Source organism: Pseudomonas sp. S3_C06 (genome assembly GCF_054667675.1).
The window spans coordinates 5111390-5130779 of the sequence record NZ_CP162747.1; the positions used below are offsets into that span (position 1 = coordinate 5111390).

Annotated in this window: 19 protein-coding genes; 15 read left to right on the forward strand and 4 right to left on the reverse strand. The window is 59.3% G+C overall.

Features of this window, described 5'->3' with window-relative positions:
• Entirely contained in the window at positions 1 to 813 is an 813-nt protein-coding gene (locus AB4N44_RS22600) for a cytochrome C assembly family protein (RefSeq protein WP_038357737.1), read from the reverse strand.
• A gap of 210 nt (positions 814 to 1023) precedes the next feature.
• Between AB4N44_RS22600 and ffh the strand changes: the two genes are divergently transcribed.
• The 6 genes from ffh (at position 1024) to AB4N44_RS22630 (ending at position 5261) form a co-directional block, all read left to right on the forward strand.
• Positions 1024 to 2400: a signal recognition particle protein gene (gene ffh / locus AB4N44_RS22605; RefSeq protein WP_008081630.1), complete on the forward strand. Its 1377-nt coding sequence runs from the start codon at positions 1024 to 1026 to the stop codon at positions 2398 to 2400.
• A gap of 411 nt (positions 2401 to 2811) precedes the next feature.
• Positions 2812 to 3063: a 30S ribosomal protein S16 gene (gene rpsP, locus AB4N44_RS22610; protein WP_003198088.1), complete on the forward strand. Its 252-nt coding sequence runs from the start codon at positions 2812 to 2814 to the stop codon at positions 3061 to 3063.
• 5 nt (positions 3064 to 3068) lie between these two features.
• On the forward strand, positions 3069 to 3605 hold the full coding sequence (gene rimM, locus AB4N44_RS22615) for a ribosome maturation factor RimM (RefSeq protein WP_064393256.1): 537 nt from the start codon (positions 3069 to 3071) through the stop codon (positions 3603 to 3605).
• A gap of 44 nt (positions 3606 to 3649) precedes the next feature.
• Positions 3650 to 4360 (forward strand): tRNA (guanosine(37)-N1)-methyltransferase TrmD, encoded by a 711-nt coding sequence (trmD, locus tag AB4N44_RS22620; protein ID WP_230669539.1) that lies wholly within the window; start codon positions 3650 to 3652, stop codon positions 4358 to 4360.
• Positions 4361 to 4405: 45 nt separating this feature from the next.
• Positions 4406 to 4756, forward strand: a complete 351-nt coding sequence (gene rplS / locus AB4N44_RS22625; RefSeq protein ID WP_003175895.1) for a 50S ribosomal protein L19 — start codon at positions 4406 to 4408, stop codon at positions 4754 to 4756.
• A 91-nt stretch (positions 4757 to 4847) separates the two neighbouring features.
• Positions 4848 to 5261 (forward strand): acyl-CoA thioesterase, encoded by a 414-nt coding sequence (locus AB4N44_RS22630; protein ID WP_007908981.1) that lies wholly within the window; start codon positions 4848 to 4850, stop codon positions 5259 to 5261.
• 118 nt (positions 5262 to 5379) lie between these two features.
• On the opposite strand, the gene AB4N44_RS22635 is transcribed toward AB4N44_RS22630, so the two are convergent.
• Positions 5380 to 7188 (reverse strand): cation:proton antiporter, encoded by a 1809-nt coding sequence (locus AB4N44_RS22635; RefSeq protein ID WP_455807363.1) that lies wholly within the window; start codon positions 7186 to 7188, stop codon positions 5380 to 5382.
• Between the two features lie 108 nt (positions 7189 to 7296).
• Here AB4N44_RS22635 and xerD point away from each other — a divergent pair, with 108 nt between their 5' ends.
• The 7 genes from xerD to AB4N44_RS22670 all read left to right on the forward strand — a co-directional run bounded on the left by xerD (position 7297) and on the right by AB4N44_RS22670 (position 14601).
• Positions 7297 to 8193: a site-specific tyrosine recombinase XerD gene (xerD, locus tag AB4N44_RS22640; RefSeq protein ID WP_038357750.1), complete on the forward strand. Its 897-nt coding sequence runs from the start codon at positions 7297 to 7299 to the stop codon at positions 8191 to 8193.
• A 255-nt stretch (positions 8194 to 8448) separates the two neighbouring features.
• The gene (gene dsbC / locus AB4N44_RS22645; protein ID WP_007908974.1) at positions 8449 to 9180 is read left to right on the forward strand and encodes a bifunctional protein-disulfide isomerase/oxidoreductase DsbC; all 732 of its coding nucleotides are present in this window, start codon (positions 8449 to 8451) and stop codon (positions 9178 to 9180) included.
• 131 nt (positions 9181 to 9311) lie between these two features.
• The gene (locus AB4N44_RS22650) at positions 9312 to 10616 is read left to right on the forward strand and encodes a homoserine dehydrogenase (protein WP_007908972.1); all 1305 of its coding nucleotides are present in this window, start codon (positions 9312 to 9314) and stop codon (positions 10614 to 10616) included.
• Positions 10617 to 10725: 109 nt separating this feature from the next.
• Entirely contained in the window at positions 10726 to 12135 is a 1410-nt protein-coding gene (gene thrC, locus AB4N44_RS22655) for a threonine synthase (protein WP_460107415.1), read from the forward strand.
• Between the two features lie 120 nt (positions 12136 to 12255).
• On the forward strand, positions 12256 to 13629 hold the full coding sequence (locus AB4N44_RS22660) for a transporter substrate-binding domain-containing protein (RefSeq protein ID WP_150749481.1): 1374 nt from the start codon (positions 12256 to 12258) through the stop codon (positions 13627 to 13629).
• A 116-nt stretch (positions 13630 to 13745) separates the two neighbouring features.
• The gene (locus tag AB4N44_RS22665) at positions 13746 to 14153 is read left to right on the forward strand and encodes a response regulator (protein ID WP_460107413.1); all 408 of its coding nucleotides are present in this window, start codon (positions 13746 to 13748) and stop codon (positions 14151 to 14153) included.
• 166 nt (positions 14154 to 14319) lie between these two features.
• Entirely contained in the window at positions 14320 to 14601 is a 282-nt protein-coding gene (locus tag AB4N44_RS22670) for a DUF3509 domain-containing protein (protein ID WP_127925957.1), read from the forward strand.
• Positions 14602 to 14777: 176 nt separating this feature from the next.
• Here the strand turns inward: AB4N44_RS22670 and AB4N44_RS22675 are convergent, their stop codons facing one another.
• Together AB4N44_RS22675 and AB4N44_RS22680 are read right to left on the reverse strand one after the other, a co-directional pair.
• Positions 14778 to 15758, reverse strand: coding sequence for a TIGR02285 family protein (locus AB4N44_RS22675; RefSeq protein ID WP_174245044.1), 981 nt, complete (start codon positions 15756 to 15758; stop codon positions 14778 to 14780).
• A complete protein-coding gene (locus AB4N44_RS22680; RefSeq protein WP_127925958.1) occupies positions 15685 to 16884 on the reverse strand; it encodes a CaiB/BaiF CoA transferase family protein in 1200 nt (399 codons plus the stop codon). Before AB4N44_RS22680 ends, AB4N44_RS22675 begins: the two co-directional genes overlap by 74 nt.
• 146 nt (positions 16885 to 17030) lie before the next feature.
• Between AB4N44_RS22680 and AB4N44_RS22685 the strand changes: the two genes are divergently transcribed.
• Positions 17031 to 17573, forward strand: a complete 543-nt coding sequence (locus tag AB4N44_RS22685; RefSeq protein ID WP_007908961.1) for a YaeQ family protein — start codon at positions 17031 to 17033, stop codon at positions 17571 to 17573.
• Positions 17574 to 17628: 55 nt separating this feature from the next.
• Entirely contained in the window at positions 17629 to 19338 is a 1710-nt protein-coding gene (recJ, locus tag AB4N44_RS22690) for a single-stranded-DNA-specific exonuclease RecJ (protein ID WP_127925959.1), read from the forward strand.
• The last annotated feature ends 52 nt before the right edge of the window (positions 19339 to 19390 follow it).

The window sequence follows — 19390 nt, forward strand, 5'->3', positions numbered from 1 at the left end:
TCAGATGTGCAGGATGTATTCACGAACCAGTTTGCTGCCGAAATACGCCAACATCAGCAGGCAGAAACCGGCGAGGGTCCAGCGAATCGCCTTGTGACCGCGCCAGCCGAGACGGTTGCGGCCCCACAGCAGCACGCTGAACACGATCCACGCCAGGCAGGCCAGCAGGGTCTTGTGTACCAGATGCTGGGCGAACAGGTTCTCGACGAACAGCCAGCCGGAAATCAGCGACAGCGACAGCAGCGTCCAGCCAGCCCAAAGGAAGCCGAACAGCAGGCTTTCCATGGTTTGCAGCGGCGGGAAATTCTTGATCAGTCCGGACGGATGCTTGTGCTTGAGCTGGTGGTCCTGCACCAGCAGCAGCAAGGCCTGGAACACCGCGATGGTGAACATGCCGTAGGCGAGGATCGACAACAGAATGTGCGCGAGGATACCCGGCTCTTCATCGATGATCTGCACAGTGCCGGTCGGCGCGAACTGCGCCAGCAGCACGGTCACCGCACCGAGCGGGAACAGCAGCACCAGCAGGTTTTCCACCGGAATGCGCGAGCAGGCGATCAGCGTCAGGGCGATCACCGCCGCCGCAATCAGGCTGGAGGCGCTGAAGAAGTCCAGGCCCAGACCGATGGGTGTCAGCAAGTGGGTGAGCAGGCTGGCGGCGTGGGCTACCACGGCGAGAGCGCCGAGGCTAACCAGCAGGCGCTTGTTCGCCTTGGCGCCGGTGGCCAAGCGGGTGCTCTGATAAAGGGTCGCAGCGGCATATAGAAGGGCGGCGGCGAGGGTGGTCAGCAAACTCGGTGACAAGGGGAGCATAAATCCTGTTAGGCAAGCCCGAAAGGGGCTGAGTTTGGCATAGAACCGCCATGGCACGAAAGACTCAGGAAGCTGACAGCGAGGTGTCCGCCAGCCGCAGTCTTCGCTATAATCCGCGACCTGCCCACGCCGCAGGCTCGCCGAGCACATGTTGATTCCGGTCTGGGCCGCCATTATCCCGGTCTACACAGGGCCTGAAAGGATCGCGCAATGTTTGAAAACTTAACCGACCGTCTCTCGCAGACGCTGCGCCATGTCACCGGCAAGGCGAAGCTGACCGAGGACAACATCAAAGACACCCTGCGTGAAGTGCGCATGGCGTTGCTCGAAGCCGACGTCGCCCTGCCGGTGGTCAAGGACTTCGTCAATTCGGTCAAGGAGCGCGCTGTCGGCACCGAGGTGTCGCGCAGCCTGACGCCGGGCCAGGCATTCGTGAAGATCGTCCAGGCTGAACTCGAAAGCCTGATGGGCGCGGCCAACGAAGATCTGAACCTGAGCGCCGTACCGCCAGCCGTCATTCTGATGGCCGGTCTGCAGGGCGCCGGTAAAACCACCACCGCCGGCAAACTGGCGCGCTTCCTTAAAGAGCGCAAGAAGAAGTCGGTCATGGTCGTGTCGGCGGACGTTTATCGTCCGGCTGCTATTAAACAGCTGGAAACCCTGGCCAACGACATCGGCGTGACGTTCTTCCCGTCCGACCTGAGCCAGAAGCCGGTCGACATCGCCACCGCAGCTATTAAAGAAGCAAAACTGAAGTTCATCGACGTGGTCATCGTCGACACCGCCGGTCGTCTGCACATCGACGAAGAGATGATGGGCGAGATCAAGGCGCTGCACGCCGCGATCAACCCGGTCGAGACCCTGTTCGTGGTCGACGCCATGACCGGCCAGGACGCCGCCAACACGGCCAAGGCCTTCGGGGATGCGCTGCCGCTGACCGGTGTGATCCTGACCAAGGTCGACGGCGACGCCCGTGGCGGTGCTGCATTGTCGGTACGTGCTATCACCGGCAAGCCGATCAAGTTCATCGGTATGGGCGAGAAGAGCGAAGCGCTCGATCCGTTCCACCCTGAGCGTATTGCCTCGCGTATTCTCGGCATGGGCGACGTGCTCAGCCTGATCGAACAGGCTGAAGCGACCCTCGACAAGGACAAGGCCGACAAACTGGCCAAGAAGCTGAAGAAGGGCAAGGGCTTCGACCTCGAAGACTTCCGCGATCAGCTGCAACAGATGAAGAACATGGGTGGCCTCGGCGGGCTCATGGACAAACTGCCGAGCATCGGCGGCGTCAACCTGTCGCAAATGGGCAACGCCCAGAACGCCGCAGAGAAACAATTCAAACAGATGGAAGCCATCATCAATTCCATGACCCCGGCCGAGCGCCGCGACCCTGAGCTGATCAGCGGTTCGCGCAAACGTCGTATCGCCATGGGTTCCGGCACTCAGGTGCAGGACATCGGCCGCTTGATCAAGCAGCACAAGCAGATGCAGAAGATGATGAAGAAATTCACCGCCAAGGGCGGAATGGCGAAAATGATGCGCGGCATGGGCGGAATGTTGCCCGGCGGCGGCATGCCAAAGATGTGAGGTGTCCCGTCTCACCCATTCTGCTCACTTATGGCGGCGTCTGATGCCCTCATGCTGCGTTGCCGCTCCTCGCCATAGCGGGCTATGACTCGTCGCGGCGCCTTGCTTGAGGGCATCAGTCACTCGCCAAAAGTGAGCAAAATGGGTGAGACGGGACACAAGAATCCGCGCCGGTCGTCGCACCGGCGCAGACCCTGCAAGGACGCAGGATCAACAGCAAACCCGCACTCGGCGGGAGCTGACTGGCCGTTTTCATCGACGGCTCTATATGCAGATCTGCACGGCATGCCATAGGCGCCGGAAAAAGTCATTTGCAAAAGTCCGGATATTCCTTAGAATATGCGGCCTTTCGGGCACCCATGCCCGCTGTGCATTTAGATTTGCAGCACCGACTACAGGAACGATGTTCACATGCTAACAATCCGTCTTGCCCTTGGCGGCTCCAAAAAGCGCCCGTTTTACCACCTGACCGTAACCGACTCGCGTAACCCGCGTGACGGCTCCCACAAAGAACAGGTTGGTTTCTTCAACCCTGTTGCCCGTGGTCAGGAAGTTCGTCTGTCCGTGAACCAAGAGCGCGTAGCCTACTGGCTGAGCGTTGGTGCACAGCCTTCTGAGCGTGTTGCTCAGTTGCTGAAGGAATCTGCAAAGGCTGCGGCCTGAGCAATATGAACGCGACGCCTGCTGTTGCCGATGATTTGATCGTTATTGGCAAAATTTATTCTGTTCATGGCGTTCGCGGCGAAGTGAAGGTTTATTCCTTTACTGATCCGACTGAAAACCTGTTGCAGTACAAAACCTGGACGCTCAAGCGCGAAGGCAATGTCAAACAGGTCGAGCTGGTCAGTGGACGCGGGAGCGACAAGTTCCTGGTCGCAAAGCTCAAGGGTCTTGATGATCGTGAAGAAGCTCGTCTTCTGGCCGGTTACGAGATCTGCGTGCCGCGCAATCTGTTCGCTGAATTGACCGACGGTGAGTACTACTGGTACCAGCTGGAAGGTCTGAAGGTCATCGACACGCTCGGGCAACTGCTCGGGAAAATCGATCATCTTCTGGAAACCGGCGCCAATGATGTAATGGTCGTCAAGCCTTGCGCTGGCAGCCTGGATGATCGCGAACGTCTGTTGCCCTATACGGAGCAATGCGTGTTGGCCATCGACCTGGCAGCGGGCGAGATGAAGGTGGATTGGGACGCGGACTTCTAAACGTGGCTAATTTGCGCGTAGAAGTGATCAGTTTGTTTCCCGAAATGTTTTCCGCCATCGGCGACTACGGCATCACCAGTCGTGCGGTCAAACAGGGGCTCTTGCAGCTGACCTGTTGGAATCCGCGAGATTACACGACGGATCGGCATCACACTGTGGACGATCGCCCGTTTGGCGGTGGTCCGGGCATGGTGATGAAGATCAAGCCCCTGGAAGATGCTCTGGTTCAGGCCAAGGCAGCAGCCGGGGAGGCGGCGAAGGTGATTTACCTGTCCCCCCAAGGCCGTCAACTGACTCAGTCGGCGGTACGCGAGCTGGCACAATCGGATGCATTGATCCTGATTGCCGGCCGCTATGAAGGCATTGACGAGCGCTTTATTGAGGCTCATGTCGATGAAGAGTGGTCGATTGGTGACTATGTACTGTCTGGCGGCGAGCTGCCGGCGATGGTCCTGATCGATGCGGTTACACGACTGCTGCCTGGAGCTTTAGGGCATGCGGATTCCGCTGAGGAAGATTCCTTTACGGATGGTCTGCTGGATTGCCCGCACTACACCCGACCTGAGGTGTATGCGGATCAGCGTGTTCCCGACGTGTTGCTGAGTGGCAATCACGCGCATATCCGGCGTTGGCGTTTACAGCAGTCCCTTGGTAGGACCTTTGAACGACGCGCCGATCTTCTGGAAAGCCGCTCGCTTTCTGGAGAAGAGAAGAAGCTGCTCGAGGAATACATCCGCGAGCGGGACGATAGTTAACAACGTATCGATGGTAGATCGAACGATTTACCTTAGGAGCACAGCATGACCAACAAAATCATCCTTGCACTCGAAGCAGAGCAGATGACCAAAGAAATCCCTACCTTCGCCCCAGGCGACACTATTGTCGTTCAGGTGAAAGTGAAGGAAGGCGATCGTTCCCGTCTGCAAGCGTTCGAAGGCGTTGTAATCGCCAAGCGTAACCGCGGCGTGAACAGTGCGTTCACCGTTCGTAAAATCTCCAACGGTGTTGGCGTAGAACGTACTTTCCAGACCTACTCCCCGCAGATCGACAGCATGGCTGTTAAACGTCGCGGTGACGTACGTAAAGCCAAGCTGTACTACCTGCGCGACCTGTCGGGTAAAGCAGCTCGCATCAAGGAAAAACTGGCTTAAGTCCAGCTTCCGATGCAGAAAAAAGCAGCCTACGGGCTGCTTTTTTGTTGCCTGCAATTTATTCACCGTACTTTCGTTTCAGGCCAGAACCATGACCACCCGCGACCAGGAAATCCAGCGCCGCACCGAACTCTCGGTGACCCGCGTAACCAAAGCCGTCTTCCCGCCGACCACCAACCACCACAACACCCTGTTCGGCGGCACCGCGCTGGCATGGATGGACGAAGTGTCGTTCATCACCGCCACGCGCTTCTGCCGGTTGCCGCTGGTGACCGTGTCCACCGACCGCATCGACTTCAATCATGCGATCCCGGCCGGCTCCATCGTCGAGTTGGTCGGGAAGGTGATCAAGGTCGGCAATACCAGCCTCAAGGTCGAGGTGGAAGTGTTTGTCGAGAGCATGAGCTGCGATGGCCGCGAGAAGGCGATTCATGGGCAGTTCAGCTTTGTTGCCATTGATGATGACAAGCGGCCGGTGCCGGTGCTGCCGGGTTTTGCGGCCTGATCAAAAACCGCGTCGCGCCCTTCGCGAGCAGGCTCGCTCCCACAGTGATCGGGGTGAACACAAAATTTGTGTCCGGCATAGAACCTGTGGGAGCGAGCCTGCTCGCGAAGGCGTCAGCTCAGGTGCCGCTGGCCTCGGGTTGAATCAACGCCAATAACGTCCACCCCGCCCCAGGCTTCAACGCCGTCTCCGGCGTCACCACATGCACCCAGCCACTGTCATCGCGCATGAACAACAACGTGGCGCGATTGCCATGCAGAGCCCGGTAATCCTCCCAGCCAAATCCATCTGTCAGCGTCGTGCTGTACAACTCTGCACCCTGGCCCATCTGGCTGGCCAGCTTCGCGTAAGTGAATGCCTCGCTACCCAACTGATTGCCGCGATGCTCAAGGCTGGCGCGGTGTTTGTCGCTGCGCCGGCTCTCATGACCGCTGGCCAGACCAAACAAGCGTTGATGGCCGAAATCATGCCGAAAGCGCATCGCCGCCAGAGTATTGAGTTCGCCCGACGGCGACAGCGCCAGCAAATGCCCCAGCCCGACCAGATCCAGATGCGCATCGGCATGTTGCGAGGCCGGGTTGCCGAAATATGTCGGCAAGCCTTCCATCCGCGCCGCGCGAATATTTTCCCAACTCGAATCGGTCAACAGCACGCGGCTGCCCAGTTGCTGCAGCGATTTGCCCAGCTCCCGCGCGGGGCCGTTGGCTCCGACGATCAGGAATCCACTCGGCGCTGGCTCCGCGACCTTGAGCAGTCGTGCAAGTGGTCGCGCAGTCGCACTCTGCAGCACAACCGTGCCGATGATCACCGCAAACGTCAGCGGCACCAGCAGCAATGCACCTTCATGCCCGGCTTCATGCAGGCGAATCGCGAAAATCGCCGACACCGCCGCCGCGACGATCCCGCGTGGCGCGATCCAGCACAGCAATGCACGCTCACGCCAGCTCAGGCTCGAACCAGCTGTGCTGAGCAACACGTTCAGCGGCCGGGCAATCAACTGGATTACCAGTAGCAGAATCAGCACCAGCGGCCCCAGTCCGATCAGCGCGTACAAATCCAGGCGCGCCGCCAACAAGATGAACAGTCCGGAAATCAGCAGCACGCTGAGGTTTTCCTTGAAGTGCAGGATGTGCCGCACATCCACGCCCTTCATGTTCGCCAGCCACATGCCCATCAACGTTACCGCCAGCAGACCGGACTCGTGCATCACTGCGTTGGAGGTAATGAAAATCCCCAGCACCGCCGCCAGCGAGGCGAGGTTATGCAGATATTCCGGCAGCCATTGCCGGCGGATCACCGTGCCGAGCAGCCAGCCACCGAGAATGCCGAACGCAGCGCCGCAGAGAATCACGCCGCCAAAGGTGAACAGGCTTTGCTTGAGACCATGGCCTTCGGCGCTGGCAATGATGAAGCTGTAAACCACCACGGCGAGGAGGGCGCCGATCGGGTCGATGACGATGCCTTCCCAGCGCAGAATGTTGGCGATCGAGGCTTTCGGCCGCACCACACGCAGCATCGGCACGATCACTGTCGGGCCGGTCACCAGCGTCAGGCTGCCGAACAGAATGGCCAGCATCCAGTCGAAGCCGAGCAGGAAATGCGTGGCGACCGCGATAACGATCCAGGTAGAGATCGCACCGATGGTTACCAGGCGATGGACGACGCTGCCGATCTCCTTCCACTCCGAGAGGTGCAGCGTCAGGCTGCCTTCGAACAGAATCAGCGCCACCGCCAGTGACACCAGCGGCATCAGCAGTGGGCCAAACATTTCCTGCGGATCAAGCCAGCCCAGCACCGGGCCGACCAGAATGCCGGTCAGCAACAGAAACAGGATCGCTGGCAACTTCAGGCGCCAGGCCAGCCATTGGCAACCCAGTGCCGCCGCGCCAATCCCGCCAAACGCCAAGAGAATTTGCTGCTCGTTCATTGAAGCTCCCTGTTCCTTGAAATAGCGGGCTATGAAAGACTAGCGCCCATTCCTACAGTTCACTCTACATTTGCGCACAGTCTTTGAGGCTGTGTGACTTGAGCGCCCATGCCTGCCATCGACCATCCGCTGATTGATCAATTCCTCGACGCTTTATGGCTGGAGAAAGGCCTGTCCGATAATACCCGTGGCGCTTATCGCAGTGATCTGGCGCTGTTCAATGGCTGGTTGCAGGAGAAGAACCTGGAACTGATCAATGCCGGACGCGAGTTGATCCTTGATCACTTGGCCTGGCGGCTGGAGCAGAACTACAAACCGCGTTCGACCGCGAGATTTCTCTCCGGTGTGCGTGGCTTTTATCGCTATCTGCTGCGGGAAAAGCTGATCAGCGTTGACCCGACATTGCGCGTCGACATGCCGCAACTCGGTAGGCCATTGCCCAAATCCCTGTCGGAAGCCGATGTCGAGGCGCTGCTCAAAGCACCGGATCTGAGCGAAGCGATCGGCCAGCGTGACCGCGCCATGCTGGAAGTGTTGTACGCCTGTGGTTTGCGCGTGACCGAGTTGGTGAGCCTGACGCTGGAACAGGTCAACCTGCGTCAAGGTGTGTTGCGGGTGATGGGCAAGGGCAGCAAGGAGCGGTTGGTGCCGATGGGCGAGGAGGCAATTGTCTGGGTCGAGCGCTATATGCGTGACGGTCGCGGCGAACTGCTCGGTGGCCGGCCCAGTGATGTGCTGTTCCCCAGTCAGCGCGGCGAGCAGATGACCCGCCAGACCTTCTGGCACCGGATCAAGCATCAGGCCAAGGTTGCCGGGATCGGCAAATCGCTGTCGCCGCACACCTTGCGTCACGCGTTTGCCACGCACCTGCTCAACCACGGCGCGGATTTGCGTGTGGTGCAGATGCTGCTCGGCCACAGCGACCTTTCCACCACGCAGATCTACACCCACGTCGCCCGCGCTCGATTGCAGGATCTGCACGCCAAACACCACCCGCGCGGCTGAAAAAAGTCCCTGTAGGAGTGAGCCTGCTCGCGATAGCGGTATTCCTCACAACACAGTGCTGAATGAAGGACCGCTATCGCGAGCAGCCTCACTCCTACGGGTTCTTCAGTGCTCTCAAAATCTATGGCGACAGGCGCATTCGGCCACCGTGGCCTTATGTGTTAGGCTTTGCCGGTTTGCACGATGGACGGTTATGACCCGGTGTTCCGGCACGGGCGTTCTGATCGTTCCATTTGTCCGCCTTCAGGAGTTCTCATGCGTCTGACCCAGATTTTCGCCGCCGCAGCCATTGCGTTGGTCAGCACCTTTGCCGTCGCCGATGACGCGGCCGACAAAGCCATTCGTCAAAGCCTGGAAAAACTCGAACTCGAGGTTCCGGTAGAAAGTATCAGTGCCAGCCCGTTGCCAGGCATGTACGAAGTCAAGCTCAAGGGCAGCCGCGTGCTCTACGCAAGTGCCGATGGCCAGTACATCGTGCAGGGCTACCTGTTTCAGCTCAAGGACGGCAAACCGGTCAACCTGACCGAGAAGACCGAACGCCTGGGCATCTCCAAGCTGATCAATGCCATTCCGGTTGCCGAAACCGTGGTCTACCCGGCCGTGGGCGAAACCAAATCGCACATCACCGTGTTCACCGACACTACCTGCCCGTACTGCCACAAGCTGCACGCCGAAGTGCCTGAGCTGAACAAGCGCGGCATCGAAGTGCGCTATGTCGCCTTCCCGCGCCAGGGTTTGAACTCGCCGGGTGACGAGCAACTGCAAGCCGTGTGGTGCTCGAAAGACAAGAAAGCCGCCATGGACAAAATGGTCGATGGCAAGGAAATCAAGGCCGCCAAATGCGATAACCCGGTTTCCAAGCAGTTCGCCCTCGGTCAGTCGATCGGCGTGAACGGCACACCGGCCATCGTTTTGGCTGACGGACAAGTGATTCCGGGCTACCAGCCTGCGCCACAAGTCGCCAAACTGGCGCTGGGCGCGAAGTAAATTCGCATCGTCACGGTCAGCCGTGACGATCATGGTCAGGCAGCGACATCGCCGGGCCATTAATAGAGAGCCGCGAGCACGCGGTTGTTTTCCGGCCGACCCCGCGTCGGCCGTTTTATGGGGAGTTCACAGTGAATCCGGTCAAAGTAGGCATCTGTGGGTTAGGGACCGTCGGTGGCGGTACCTTCAACGTACTTCAGCGCAACGCCGAGGAAATTGCTCGTCGTGCCGGGCGTGGAATCGAAGTGGCACAAATTGCCATGCGCACGCCAAAGCCTCAGTTCCAGACGACCGGTATTGCGATTACCAACGATGTCTTCGAAGTGGCCACGAACCCTGAGATCGACATCGTCATAGAGCTGATGGGCGGCTACACCGTTGCCCGCGAGCTGGTACTCAAGGCCATCGAGAATGGCAAGCATGTGGTCACCGCGAACAAGGCTCTGATTGCCGTTCACGGTAATGAAATTTTCGCCAAGGCTCGCGAGAAAGGCGTGATCGTGGCGTTCGAAGCGGCCGTGGCCGGTGGCATTCCGGTGATCAAGGCGATCCGTGAAGGCCTGTCCGCCAACCGCATCAACTGGGTCGCCGGGATCATCAACGGCACCGGTAACTTTATCCTCACCGAAATGCGCGAGAAAGGCCGCACCTTCGAAGACGTGCTGGCCGAAGCGCAGGCACTGGGTTACGCCGAAGCCGATCCGACCTTCGACGTTGAAGGCATCGACGCGGCGCACAAGCTGACGATTCTGGCCTCCATCGCGTTCGGCATTCCGCTGCAATTCGACAAGGCTTACACCGAAGGCATCACCAAACTGACCACCGCTGACGTCAACTACGCCGAAGCGTTGGGCTACCGCATCAAGCACCTCGGTGTGGCGCGCAGCACTGCCGCCGGTATCGAGTTGCGCGTACACCCGACACTGATCCCGGCCGATCGCCTGATCGCCAACGTCAACGGCGTGATGAACGCGGTGATGGTCAACGGTGACGCTGCCGGTTCGACGCTGTTCTACGGCGCTGGCGCCGGCATGGAGCCAACCGCTTCGTCGGTGATCGCCGATCTGGTCGACGTGGTTCGCGCGATGACTTCCGATCCGGAAAACCGCGTGCCGCATCTGGCCTTCCAGCCGGATTCGCTGTCGGCCCATCCGATCCTGCCGATCGAAGCCTGCGAAAGCGCTTACTACCTGCGCATTCAGGCCAAGGACCATCCGGGCGTGTTGGCTCAGGTGGCGAGCATCCTCTCGGAGCGCGGCATCAACATCGAGTCGATCATGCAGAAGGAAGTCGAGGAACACGACGGTCTGGTGCCGATGATCCTGCTGACCCACCGCGTGGTCGAGCAGCGCATCAACGATGCCATTGCCGCCCTCGAAGCGCTGGCCGGCGTCAATGGTCCGGTTGTACGGATCCGCGTCGAGCACCTGAACTAAACAGAAGCAGCTGCAAGCTTCGAGCTGCAAGCGGCAAGAGAAAAGCGGTCTGGCTTTTACTTGCAGCTTGTAGCTCGTAGCTTGAAGCTCAAACCGAAGGTTTGAAATCATGCGTTATATCAGTACCCGCGGCCAGGCACCGGCCCTGAATTTCGAAGACGTCCTGCTGGCTGGTCTGGCGACCGACGGCGGTCTGTACGTTCCGGAAAACCTGCCACGTTTCACCCAGGAAGAAATCGCTTCCTGGGCCGGCCTGCCGTATCACGAGCTGGCTTTCCGCGTCATGCGCCCGTTCGTCACCGGCAGCATTCCGGATGCCGATTTCAAAAAGATTCTCGAAGAAACCTACGGTGTGTTCGCCCACAGCGCCGTGGCGCCGCTGCGTCAGCTGAACGGCAACGAATGGGTGCTGGAGCTGTTCCACGGCCCGACCCTGGCGTTCAAGGACTTCGCCCTGCAACTGCTCGGTCGTCTGCTCGACTACGTGCTGGAAAAACGCGGTGAGCGCGTAGTGATCGTCGGCGCCACCTCCGGTGACACCGGTTCGGCCGCCATCGAAGGCTGCAAGCACTGCGAAAACGTCGACATCTTCATCCTGCACCCGCACAACCGTGTGTCTGAAGTGCAGCGTCGCCAGATGACCACGATTTTCGGCGAGAACATCCACAACATCGCCATCGAAGGCAACTTCGATGACTGCCAGGAAATGGTCAAGAACAGCTTCGCCGACCAGAGCTTCCTCAAAGGCACGCGTCTGGTCGCGGTGAACTCGATCAACTGGGCGCGGATCATGGCCCAGATCGTTTACTACTTCCACGCAGCCCTGCAGTTGGGCGGCCCAGCGCGTTCGGTGTCGTTCTCGGTGCCGACCGGCAACTTCGGCGATATCTTCGCCGGTTACCTGGCGCGCAACATGGGCCTGCCGATCAACCAGTTGATCGTCGCCACCAACCGCAACGACATCCTGCACCGCTTCATGAGCGGCAATCAGTACGTCAAGGAAACCCTGCACGCCACGCTGTCGCCGTCGATGGACATCATGGTCTCGTCGAACTTCGAACGCCTGCTGTTCGACCTGCACGGTCGCAACGGTGCAGCGATTGCCGGCCTGATGGACTCGTTCAAGCAGGGCGGCGGTTTCAGCGTCGAGCAAGAGCGCTGGACCGAAGCGCGCAAACTGTTCGACTCGCTGGCCGTGGATGACGTGCAGACCTGCGAAACCATCGCCGAAGTCTACGAACAGACCGGCGAAGTGCTGGATCCGCACACCGCCATTGGCGTCAAAGCTGCGCGCGAATGCCGACGCAGCCTGGACATCCCGATGGTCATCCTCGGCACCGCCCACCCGGTGAAATTCCCGGATGCAGTGGAGAAAGCCGGTGTAGGAAAAGCGCTCGAGCTACCTGCACATCTTTCTGATTTGTTTGAGCGAAACGAGCGCTGTACCGTTCTGCCAAACGAGCTGAAAGCCGTGCAAGCCTTTGTCAGCCAGCATGGCAACCGCGGCAAGCCGCTTTAAGCCCGTAAAAGCTGTCACATTTTGAAGCCCGTCTCCTGACGGGCTTTTTTGTTTCTGCTGCCACACTGCTCGGGTTTTCACCCACGAAGGACGGGTGAGTCGATCACGAAGGAAGTGGCAATGCTGTTTTATAGAGGTTTGAAACCGGCACTGAGTGGACTGTTCTTGTTCGGATTGCTGGCTTTGACGCGCAGCAGTGTGGCGGCGCAATTGGCGTTGCACGACGATGCCGTGGCGTTCAAGGTCCAGCCGATCGAGTTGGCCGCGCACGAGCGTCAATGGATTCGCGACAATCCCAAGGTGACGGTGACGTCGGTGCAGTACCCGTTGTATCTGTTTCAGGATGAGCATGGGCAGTGGAGCGGTTTGAACAACGATGTGCTCAAGCGTGTGACGGCAATGACCGGGCTGCAGTTCGTGCATCAGGAGTCGTTTTCCACCGATCACATGCTCGAACGCCTCGAGAGTGGGGCGGCGGATATCAGTACGACCCTGGCCATGAGCGAAGAGCGCAAGACGTTTCTGGATTACAGTCACGCATTCGGTGGCGCGGGCTGGGTGTTCGTCGGTCGTGCTGACGCGCCCCGGCTGGAATCGTTCGAGCAGTTGAGCAAACGAGTGCTGGTGTTGCCGGCCCGGCATGCGCTGGAAGACATGATCAGGCGTGACTTTCCCTCGATCGAGATCCGCTCGGTCAAGACTTATGCCGAGGCGCGGGCGCTGGTCGAAAGCGGTGAGGCCTACGCCACCATCGAAAACGAAATCGGTGCGCAGCTTTATCCCTTGGGCTTGCTCAAGGTAGGCGGGCTGGTCGAAGGCAAATGGGAGGCCGATAACCTCGCTGTACGCAAAGGCATGCCAGTGCTGCTGAGTATTCTCAACAAGGCCCTTGAGGCATTTCCTGCGGCGGAACTGCGGGCGATCCGCCTGAAGTGGCTGGAAGGTATTGCGCCGGCGCCGGTGCCGTCGTTCTGGCAGCAGCTGCTCGAATGGGGTTGCTGGGGCATGGGCGGACTTGGCGTGTTCGGTCTGCTGTCGCTGGTGTGGAATCGGCGACTGACAGCGGTGATCAAACTGCGGCGCGTGGCGGAAAAGGATCTGGGCGATCAACTCGCATTCCAGCATGCATTGATCGACTCCATGCCGGACCCAGTATTCGTCCGTGATCTGCAAGGGCGGCTGATCATGTGCAATCGCAGCTATGAGGAGGCGTTATCGGTGCGACTGGATCAGGTGCTGGGCCGATTGCTGATCGAAGTCGATGCGTTGCCCGAGGCGACGGCGCTGATGCTGCACGACGAGTTCATGGTGCAATTGCGCACGCGCAAATCACGTTTCAGCAAACGGCGATTGCAATTCAATAGCGGTCCCCGTGAGGTGTATCAGTGGACGGTGCCGTTCTACAGTGCCGACGGTCAACTGCGCGGGCTTTTGGGTGGCTGGACGGACATCACTCAGCGTCGCACAGAGAGCGGGTGTCGATGTCCGCATTGAAGATGGGAAATGTCCTATACGACGCGGCTACTTTTCCGATGGGAGGCTTAGGACGGCTGCCCTAGAGTGACAACCACTGCGGTGAGAGTCCGCGATTGTCGCTTCAGAGGTCGCTTATGCGCTCGCTTAAAGTCCTGATACTTGAACCCAATCCGTTCCAGCTGATGGCATTGCATCAAATGCTCAATGCCATTGGCATCTATGACGTACTGACGGCGCCGTCGCTGGCATCGGCCCTGTCTTCGCTGAGCCATCGTGGCGTGGTCGACATTGCGATTTGCGATCCGCAGCTCAAGGGTGGCGATGGTCTGGCGCTGATCCATCGCCTGGCGGTTCAGCATGAGGCGCGTGCACTGATCCTGCTGGGAACGGTCGCGCCGAGCCTGCTGAACGATCTCGAACCCTTGCTGTGCGAGCACCACCTGCGGCTGCTGGGGCGTCTGCAAACCCCGGTGTCGGCGGTGCTCATGCGCGGTTTGCTCGACAGTTACCTGATCGCTGCTTCGCCACCGCTCGGGATTTGACGAGGGCCGTTATTTTACTGTCATCTTCGCCGTGCATGCTCTGACAGACCGGTGACACTCCAGGGTGGGGGCGATCGGTATGCAGAACTTTCTTCTCGGGCCGGTGGTCATTTATTGTGAACACGCCCAAGGCACACAGTTTTCGGACTATTGAGTGGAGATCGAGATGGAAAGTATCAGTCTATTGCTCGGTGAGGCTCTGAGCCCGTATCAGGTTTCGTTGTCTCCAAGCGGTTGCCATGGCGAATGCCTGTTGACCTTGAAGAACAGCAGCGGCGCCATTGTGGTGGAACGCGAATTCAATCACGCGCAACTCAACGACAAGCGGCAGCTGACCGACGTCGTCGACGGCTTGCACCGTGACGTGCTGATCGCTGAAGGACGGCTGGAGCCTTGTGTGATCGCGGCATTGCGCAACGCGGCACTGGATAAACGTGCGGCGCTGTAAAGATGAAATATTTTTTGTGGGAACCTTCCTGCATCCCTGTCAGTCAGACCCCGTAACAGCAGGATCAAGCATTGTGCTCCGGTGCTTGTCGCTTGCTGCTACTGGTCTTTATGTAGGCCACGTTTAACCCCGAGTCGTCTCCCCACTTCTCGGGGTTTCTTTTGTCTGCGATTTGCCTACTGCGCGGCCTGGCGTTCGAAGAACGCGCGGGCCTGTTCCAGATAATCCGCTTGTCGCTCGGGGTCCAGCCATGCGGCGTAGAGCTGATTGAGATGCTCGTGGGGCAGGGTGCGCAGCAGTTGGTTGATCTCGCTGATGGCCTGGCGTCCCTGGGTGGTGTCGGAACACGCCACGTAGCCTGAGAGATATTTTCCCGTGCCGCGAATCGGATAAAACTCCAGTTCATCCTCGGCGATCTGCGCCTGCCTGGCCTGATAGCGGATTTCCGGCCAGTAACCCAGCACCACCTGCAGCCGGCCCAGACGCTGCATCGACAGCAGATTGGTCAGTGCCTCGTTACCGTAATGGGGCGTCAGTGCGCCGCTGGGTGCCTGATGCAGAATGTTGTCGATAAATTCGCCATAACTGCGCTCAGCGACCACGCCGACTTTTCTGTCGGTGGCGGTCAGCAACGCCGACAGGTCGACTTCGCCGTCCACCAGATAAGGTTCAAGGACCGAGCGATCTTGCAGGCGCACCACCAGACCATTGCTCACGGCGCGGATCGCCGGAATCGAATACGCAACCCACTGCGCGCGCTCCTTGTTCCACAGCAGTGCGGGATCACAGGCAAACGGGTTTTCATGAAGCATCTGCAGACCACGGGCGCGATTGACCCGCATCAGCGTGTGTTCGTATTGCGGCATGCCGGCGATCAGCAACGGCATCAGTTGGTCAATCACCCCCTGACCCTTTTTCGGACCTTCGAAAATGGTCAGTGGAGGCAAGTCGCGCAGCAGCCATATGAGCGTCGGCTTCGCCTGCGCTCCCGTCGACAGGACGAGCAAAAACAACAGGCCGAACAGCCGCCATGTCCACCAATGATGGGCGCGGTTGGCGTGCGATGGCGGCCGACGTTTCAGCTTAAATGGCTCCGTCTTCGCGCAGCTTGGCGATCTGTTGCTCGTCGTAGCCAAGGTCGTGAAGTACCTGCGCATTGTGTTCACCCAATTGCGGCCCGACCCATTCTGAACTGCCCGGTGTCTCAGAGAGTTTCGGCACAATGCCCGGCATCTTGAAATCTTTGCCGTCGGGCAGTTTGGCCTGCAGGAACATCTCCCGGGCCAGGTACTGCGGATCGTTGAACATGTCCTCGGCGCTGAAGATCCGGCTGACCGGTACTTCGGCTTGATTGAGCAGGTCGAGCACGGTTTGCAATGGCAGCGAATTGACCCAGCGATCAATCACGCCATACAGCTCGTCGCGGCGATTATCGCGTCCGTCGTTGCTGGCCAGCGTCGGATCGTTGGCGAGATCGTCGCGGCCGATGATCAGCATGAAGCGTTTGAAGATCGCGTCACCGTTGGCGCCGATTTGCACATGTTTGCCGTCAGCGCTGGTATGAATCGAAGAGGGTGTAATGCCCGGCATGATGTTGCCGGTGCGTTCGCGGATAAAACCGAACACATCGAACTCCGGCACCATGCTTTCCATCATCGCGAAAATCGCTTCGTACAACGCCACGTCAACTACTTGGCCAAGGCCGCCGTTGACTTCGCGATGACGCAGCGCCATTAACGCGCCGATCACGCCCCACAGCGCGGCAATCGAATCGCCGATGGAAATGCCGGTGCGCACCGGCGGCCGGTCTTCGAAACCGGTGATGTAGCGCAGACCGCCCATGGACTCGCCAACTGCGCCGAAGCCTGGCTGATCTTTCATTGGTCCGGTCTGACCGAAACCGGACAGGCGCACCATCACCAGTTTCGGGTTCAGCGCGTGCAGGGTTTCCCAGCTCAGGCCAAGCTTTTCCAGCACGCCGGGGCGGAAGTTCTCGATGAGGATGTCGGCTTCGCTGAGAAGTTTTTTCAGGATCGCCAAGCCGTCAGCGTGTTTGAGGTTCAGCGTCAGCGACTTTTTATTGCGCGCCTGAACGAACCACCACAGCGACGTGCCTTCGTACAGTTTTCGCCATTTGCGCAAGGGATCACCGCCGTCTGGCGACTCGATCTTGATCACTTCAGCGCCGAACTCGCCGCAAATACGCGAGGCAAACGGCCCGGCAATCAATGTACCCAATTCAATGACTTTCACACCGCTGAGCGGTTTGTTGGCGAACGGCATACTGAATCCTGTAGGACAAGGCTAAGCAGATACAGCGTTTTAACATAGCCGGCTGTCAGACGCCGCAGGTTGATCGCCATCAATTCGATGATTGCCTACCGCATCGGTTAGACTTGCCGACTTTCCTCGTATCAAGAAGCCCGTTCATGGCCCAGCCGTCCACTACCTACAAGTTTGAACTGAACCTCACCGACCTCGACCGCAGTGTCTACGAGAGCGTCAAGCAGACCATCGCCCGTCACCCTTCGGAAACCGAAGAGCGCATGACCGTGCGCCTGCTGGCCTACGCCCTCTGGTACAACGAGCAGTTGTCGTTTGGTCGCGGTCTGTCAGACGTGGACGAACCCGCGCTATGGGAAAAGAGCCTGGACGACCGTGTTCTGCACTGGATCGAAGTCGGCCAGCCAGACGCCGACCGTCTGACCTGGTGCTCGCGTCGCACCGAGCGCACCAGCCTGCTGGCCTATGGCAGCCTGCGCGTCTGGGAAACCAAAGTGATCCCGGCGATCAAGAACCTGAAGAACGTCAACATCGCCGCCGTCCCGCAGGAAGTGCTGGAGACGCTGGCCAAGGACATGCCCCGCGTCATCAAGTGGGACGTGATGATCAGCGAAGGGACGATCTTCGTCACCGACGACCGTGGTCAGCACGAAGTCCAGTTGCAATGGCTGCAAGGTGAGCGCGGCTGATCCTGCGCCCTCAACTGATTAACCCCACGTATTAAAGAGAAGTCTCCGTCACCCCATGCGTATCGAACCTCGTCAACTGCCTGCCACTCTGCCCTTTCTCGGTGATATACCGCCACTGCTGACCCGCCTGTATGCGGCGCGGGGCGTGCAATCCGAGGCAGAACTGGACAAGAGCCTGGCGCGGTTGATCCCGTTTCAGCAGCTCAAGGGCATTGATGCGGCGGTGGACTTGCTGGTGACGGCGCTGGAGCAACGCCAGCGCATCCTCATCGTCGGCGACTTCGATGCGGACGGTGCGACGGCCAGCACGGTTGGCATGCTTGGCTTGCGTTTGCTCGGTGCCGCACATGTCGATTATCTGGTGCCGAACCGCTTTGAATATGGCTATGGCCTGACCCCGGAAATCGTCGAAGTTGCGATGACCCGCGAGCCGCATTTGCTGGTCACCGTGGACAACGGCATCTCCAGCGTCGAAGGCGTGGCCGCCGCCAAACGCCATGGCCTCAAAGTGCTGATCACCGACCACCACTTGCCCGGCGATGAACTGCCACTGGCCGATGCGCTGGTCAATCCGAATCAGCCCGGTTGCGAGTTTCCGAGCAAGGCACTGGCCGGTGTCGGGGTGATTTTTTATGTGTTGATGGCGTTGCGCGCGCGTTTGCGCAGCCTCGGCTGGTACGAGAACAAGCCGCAGCCGAACATCGGTGAACTGCTGGATCTGGTGGCGCTGGGCAGCGTTGCCGACGTGGTGCCGCTGGACGCCAACAACCGGATTCTGGTGCATCAGGGTCTTGAGCGAATTCGCGCCGGTCGCGCACGGCCGGGGATCAAAGCGATCCTTGAAGTGGCCAAGCGTGACGCTGCACGCATTACCTCCACGGATCTGGGTTTTATCGTCGGCCCGCGCCTGAATGCCGCCGGGCGTCTGGATGACATGAGTCTGGGCATCGAATGCCTGCTCACCGCCGACGCCAATCTGGCCCGGGAAATGGCCGCGCAACTCGACGGCATGAACCAGGACCGCAAATCCATCGAGCAGGGCATGCAGCGTGAAGCGCTGGCGCAGCTCAAGGAATTGCCGGTCGAGTCGATGCCGTTTGGTCTGTGCCTGTTCGATCCGGAGTGGCACCAGGGCGTGATCGGCATCCTCGCGTCACGCATGAAAGAGCGTTATTTCCGCCCGACCATTGCCTTCGCCGATGCGGGCGATGGTTTGCTCAAGGGCTCCGGCCGCTCTGTTCAGGGCTTCCATATTCGTGATGCCCTGAGTGTGGTCGCGGCGCAGCATCCGAACCTGATCGCCAAATACGGTGGCCACGCAATGGCGGCCGGACTGACCTTGCCGCAAGAGAATTTTCCGCTTTTCGCTGAAGCATTCGACGCCGAAGTGCGTAGGCAACTTCGCGAAGACGACCTGACCGGGCGCATGCTGACCGATGGCACGCTGGCGGTTGAAGAGTTCCACCTCGAACTGGCCCGCGCACTGCGCCACGCCGGGCCTTGGGGGCAGCACTTCCCGGAGCCGCTGTTTCATGGTGTGTTTCAGTTGGTCGAACAGCGGGTGGTCGGCGAGCGGCACCTCAAAGTGGTGCTGAAGAGCGAATGTGGCTCGGTGAAGCTGGACGGTATTGCGTTTGGTATTGACCGGGATATCTGGCCGAATCCGACAATCAAGTGGGTTGAACTGGCTTATAAGCTCGACGTTAATGAGTTTCGTGGGAATGAGACGGTTCAGTTGATGATTGCCCACATCGAACCGCGCTAAGCCCTTCGCGAGCAGGCTCGCTCCCACAGGTACGGTGTTGTCCTTGTGGGAG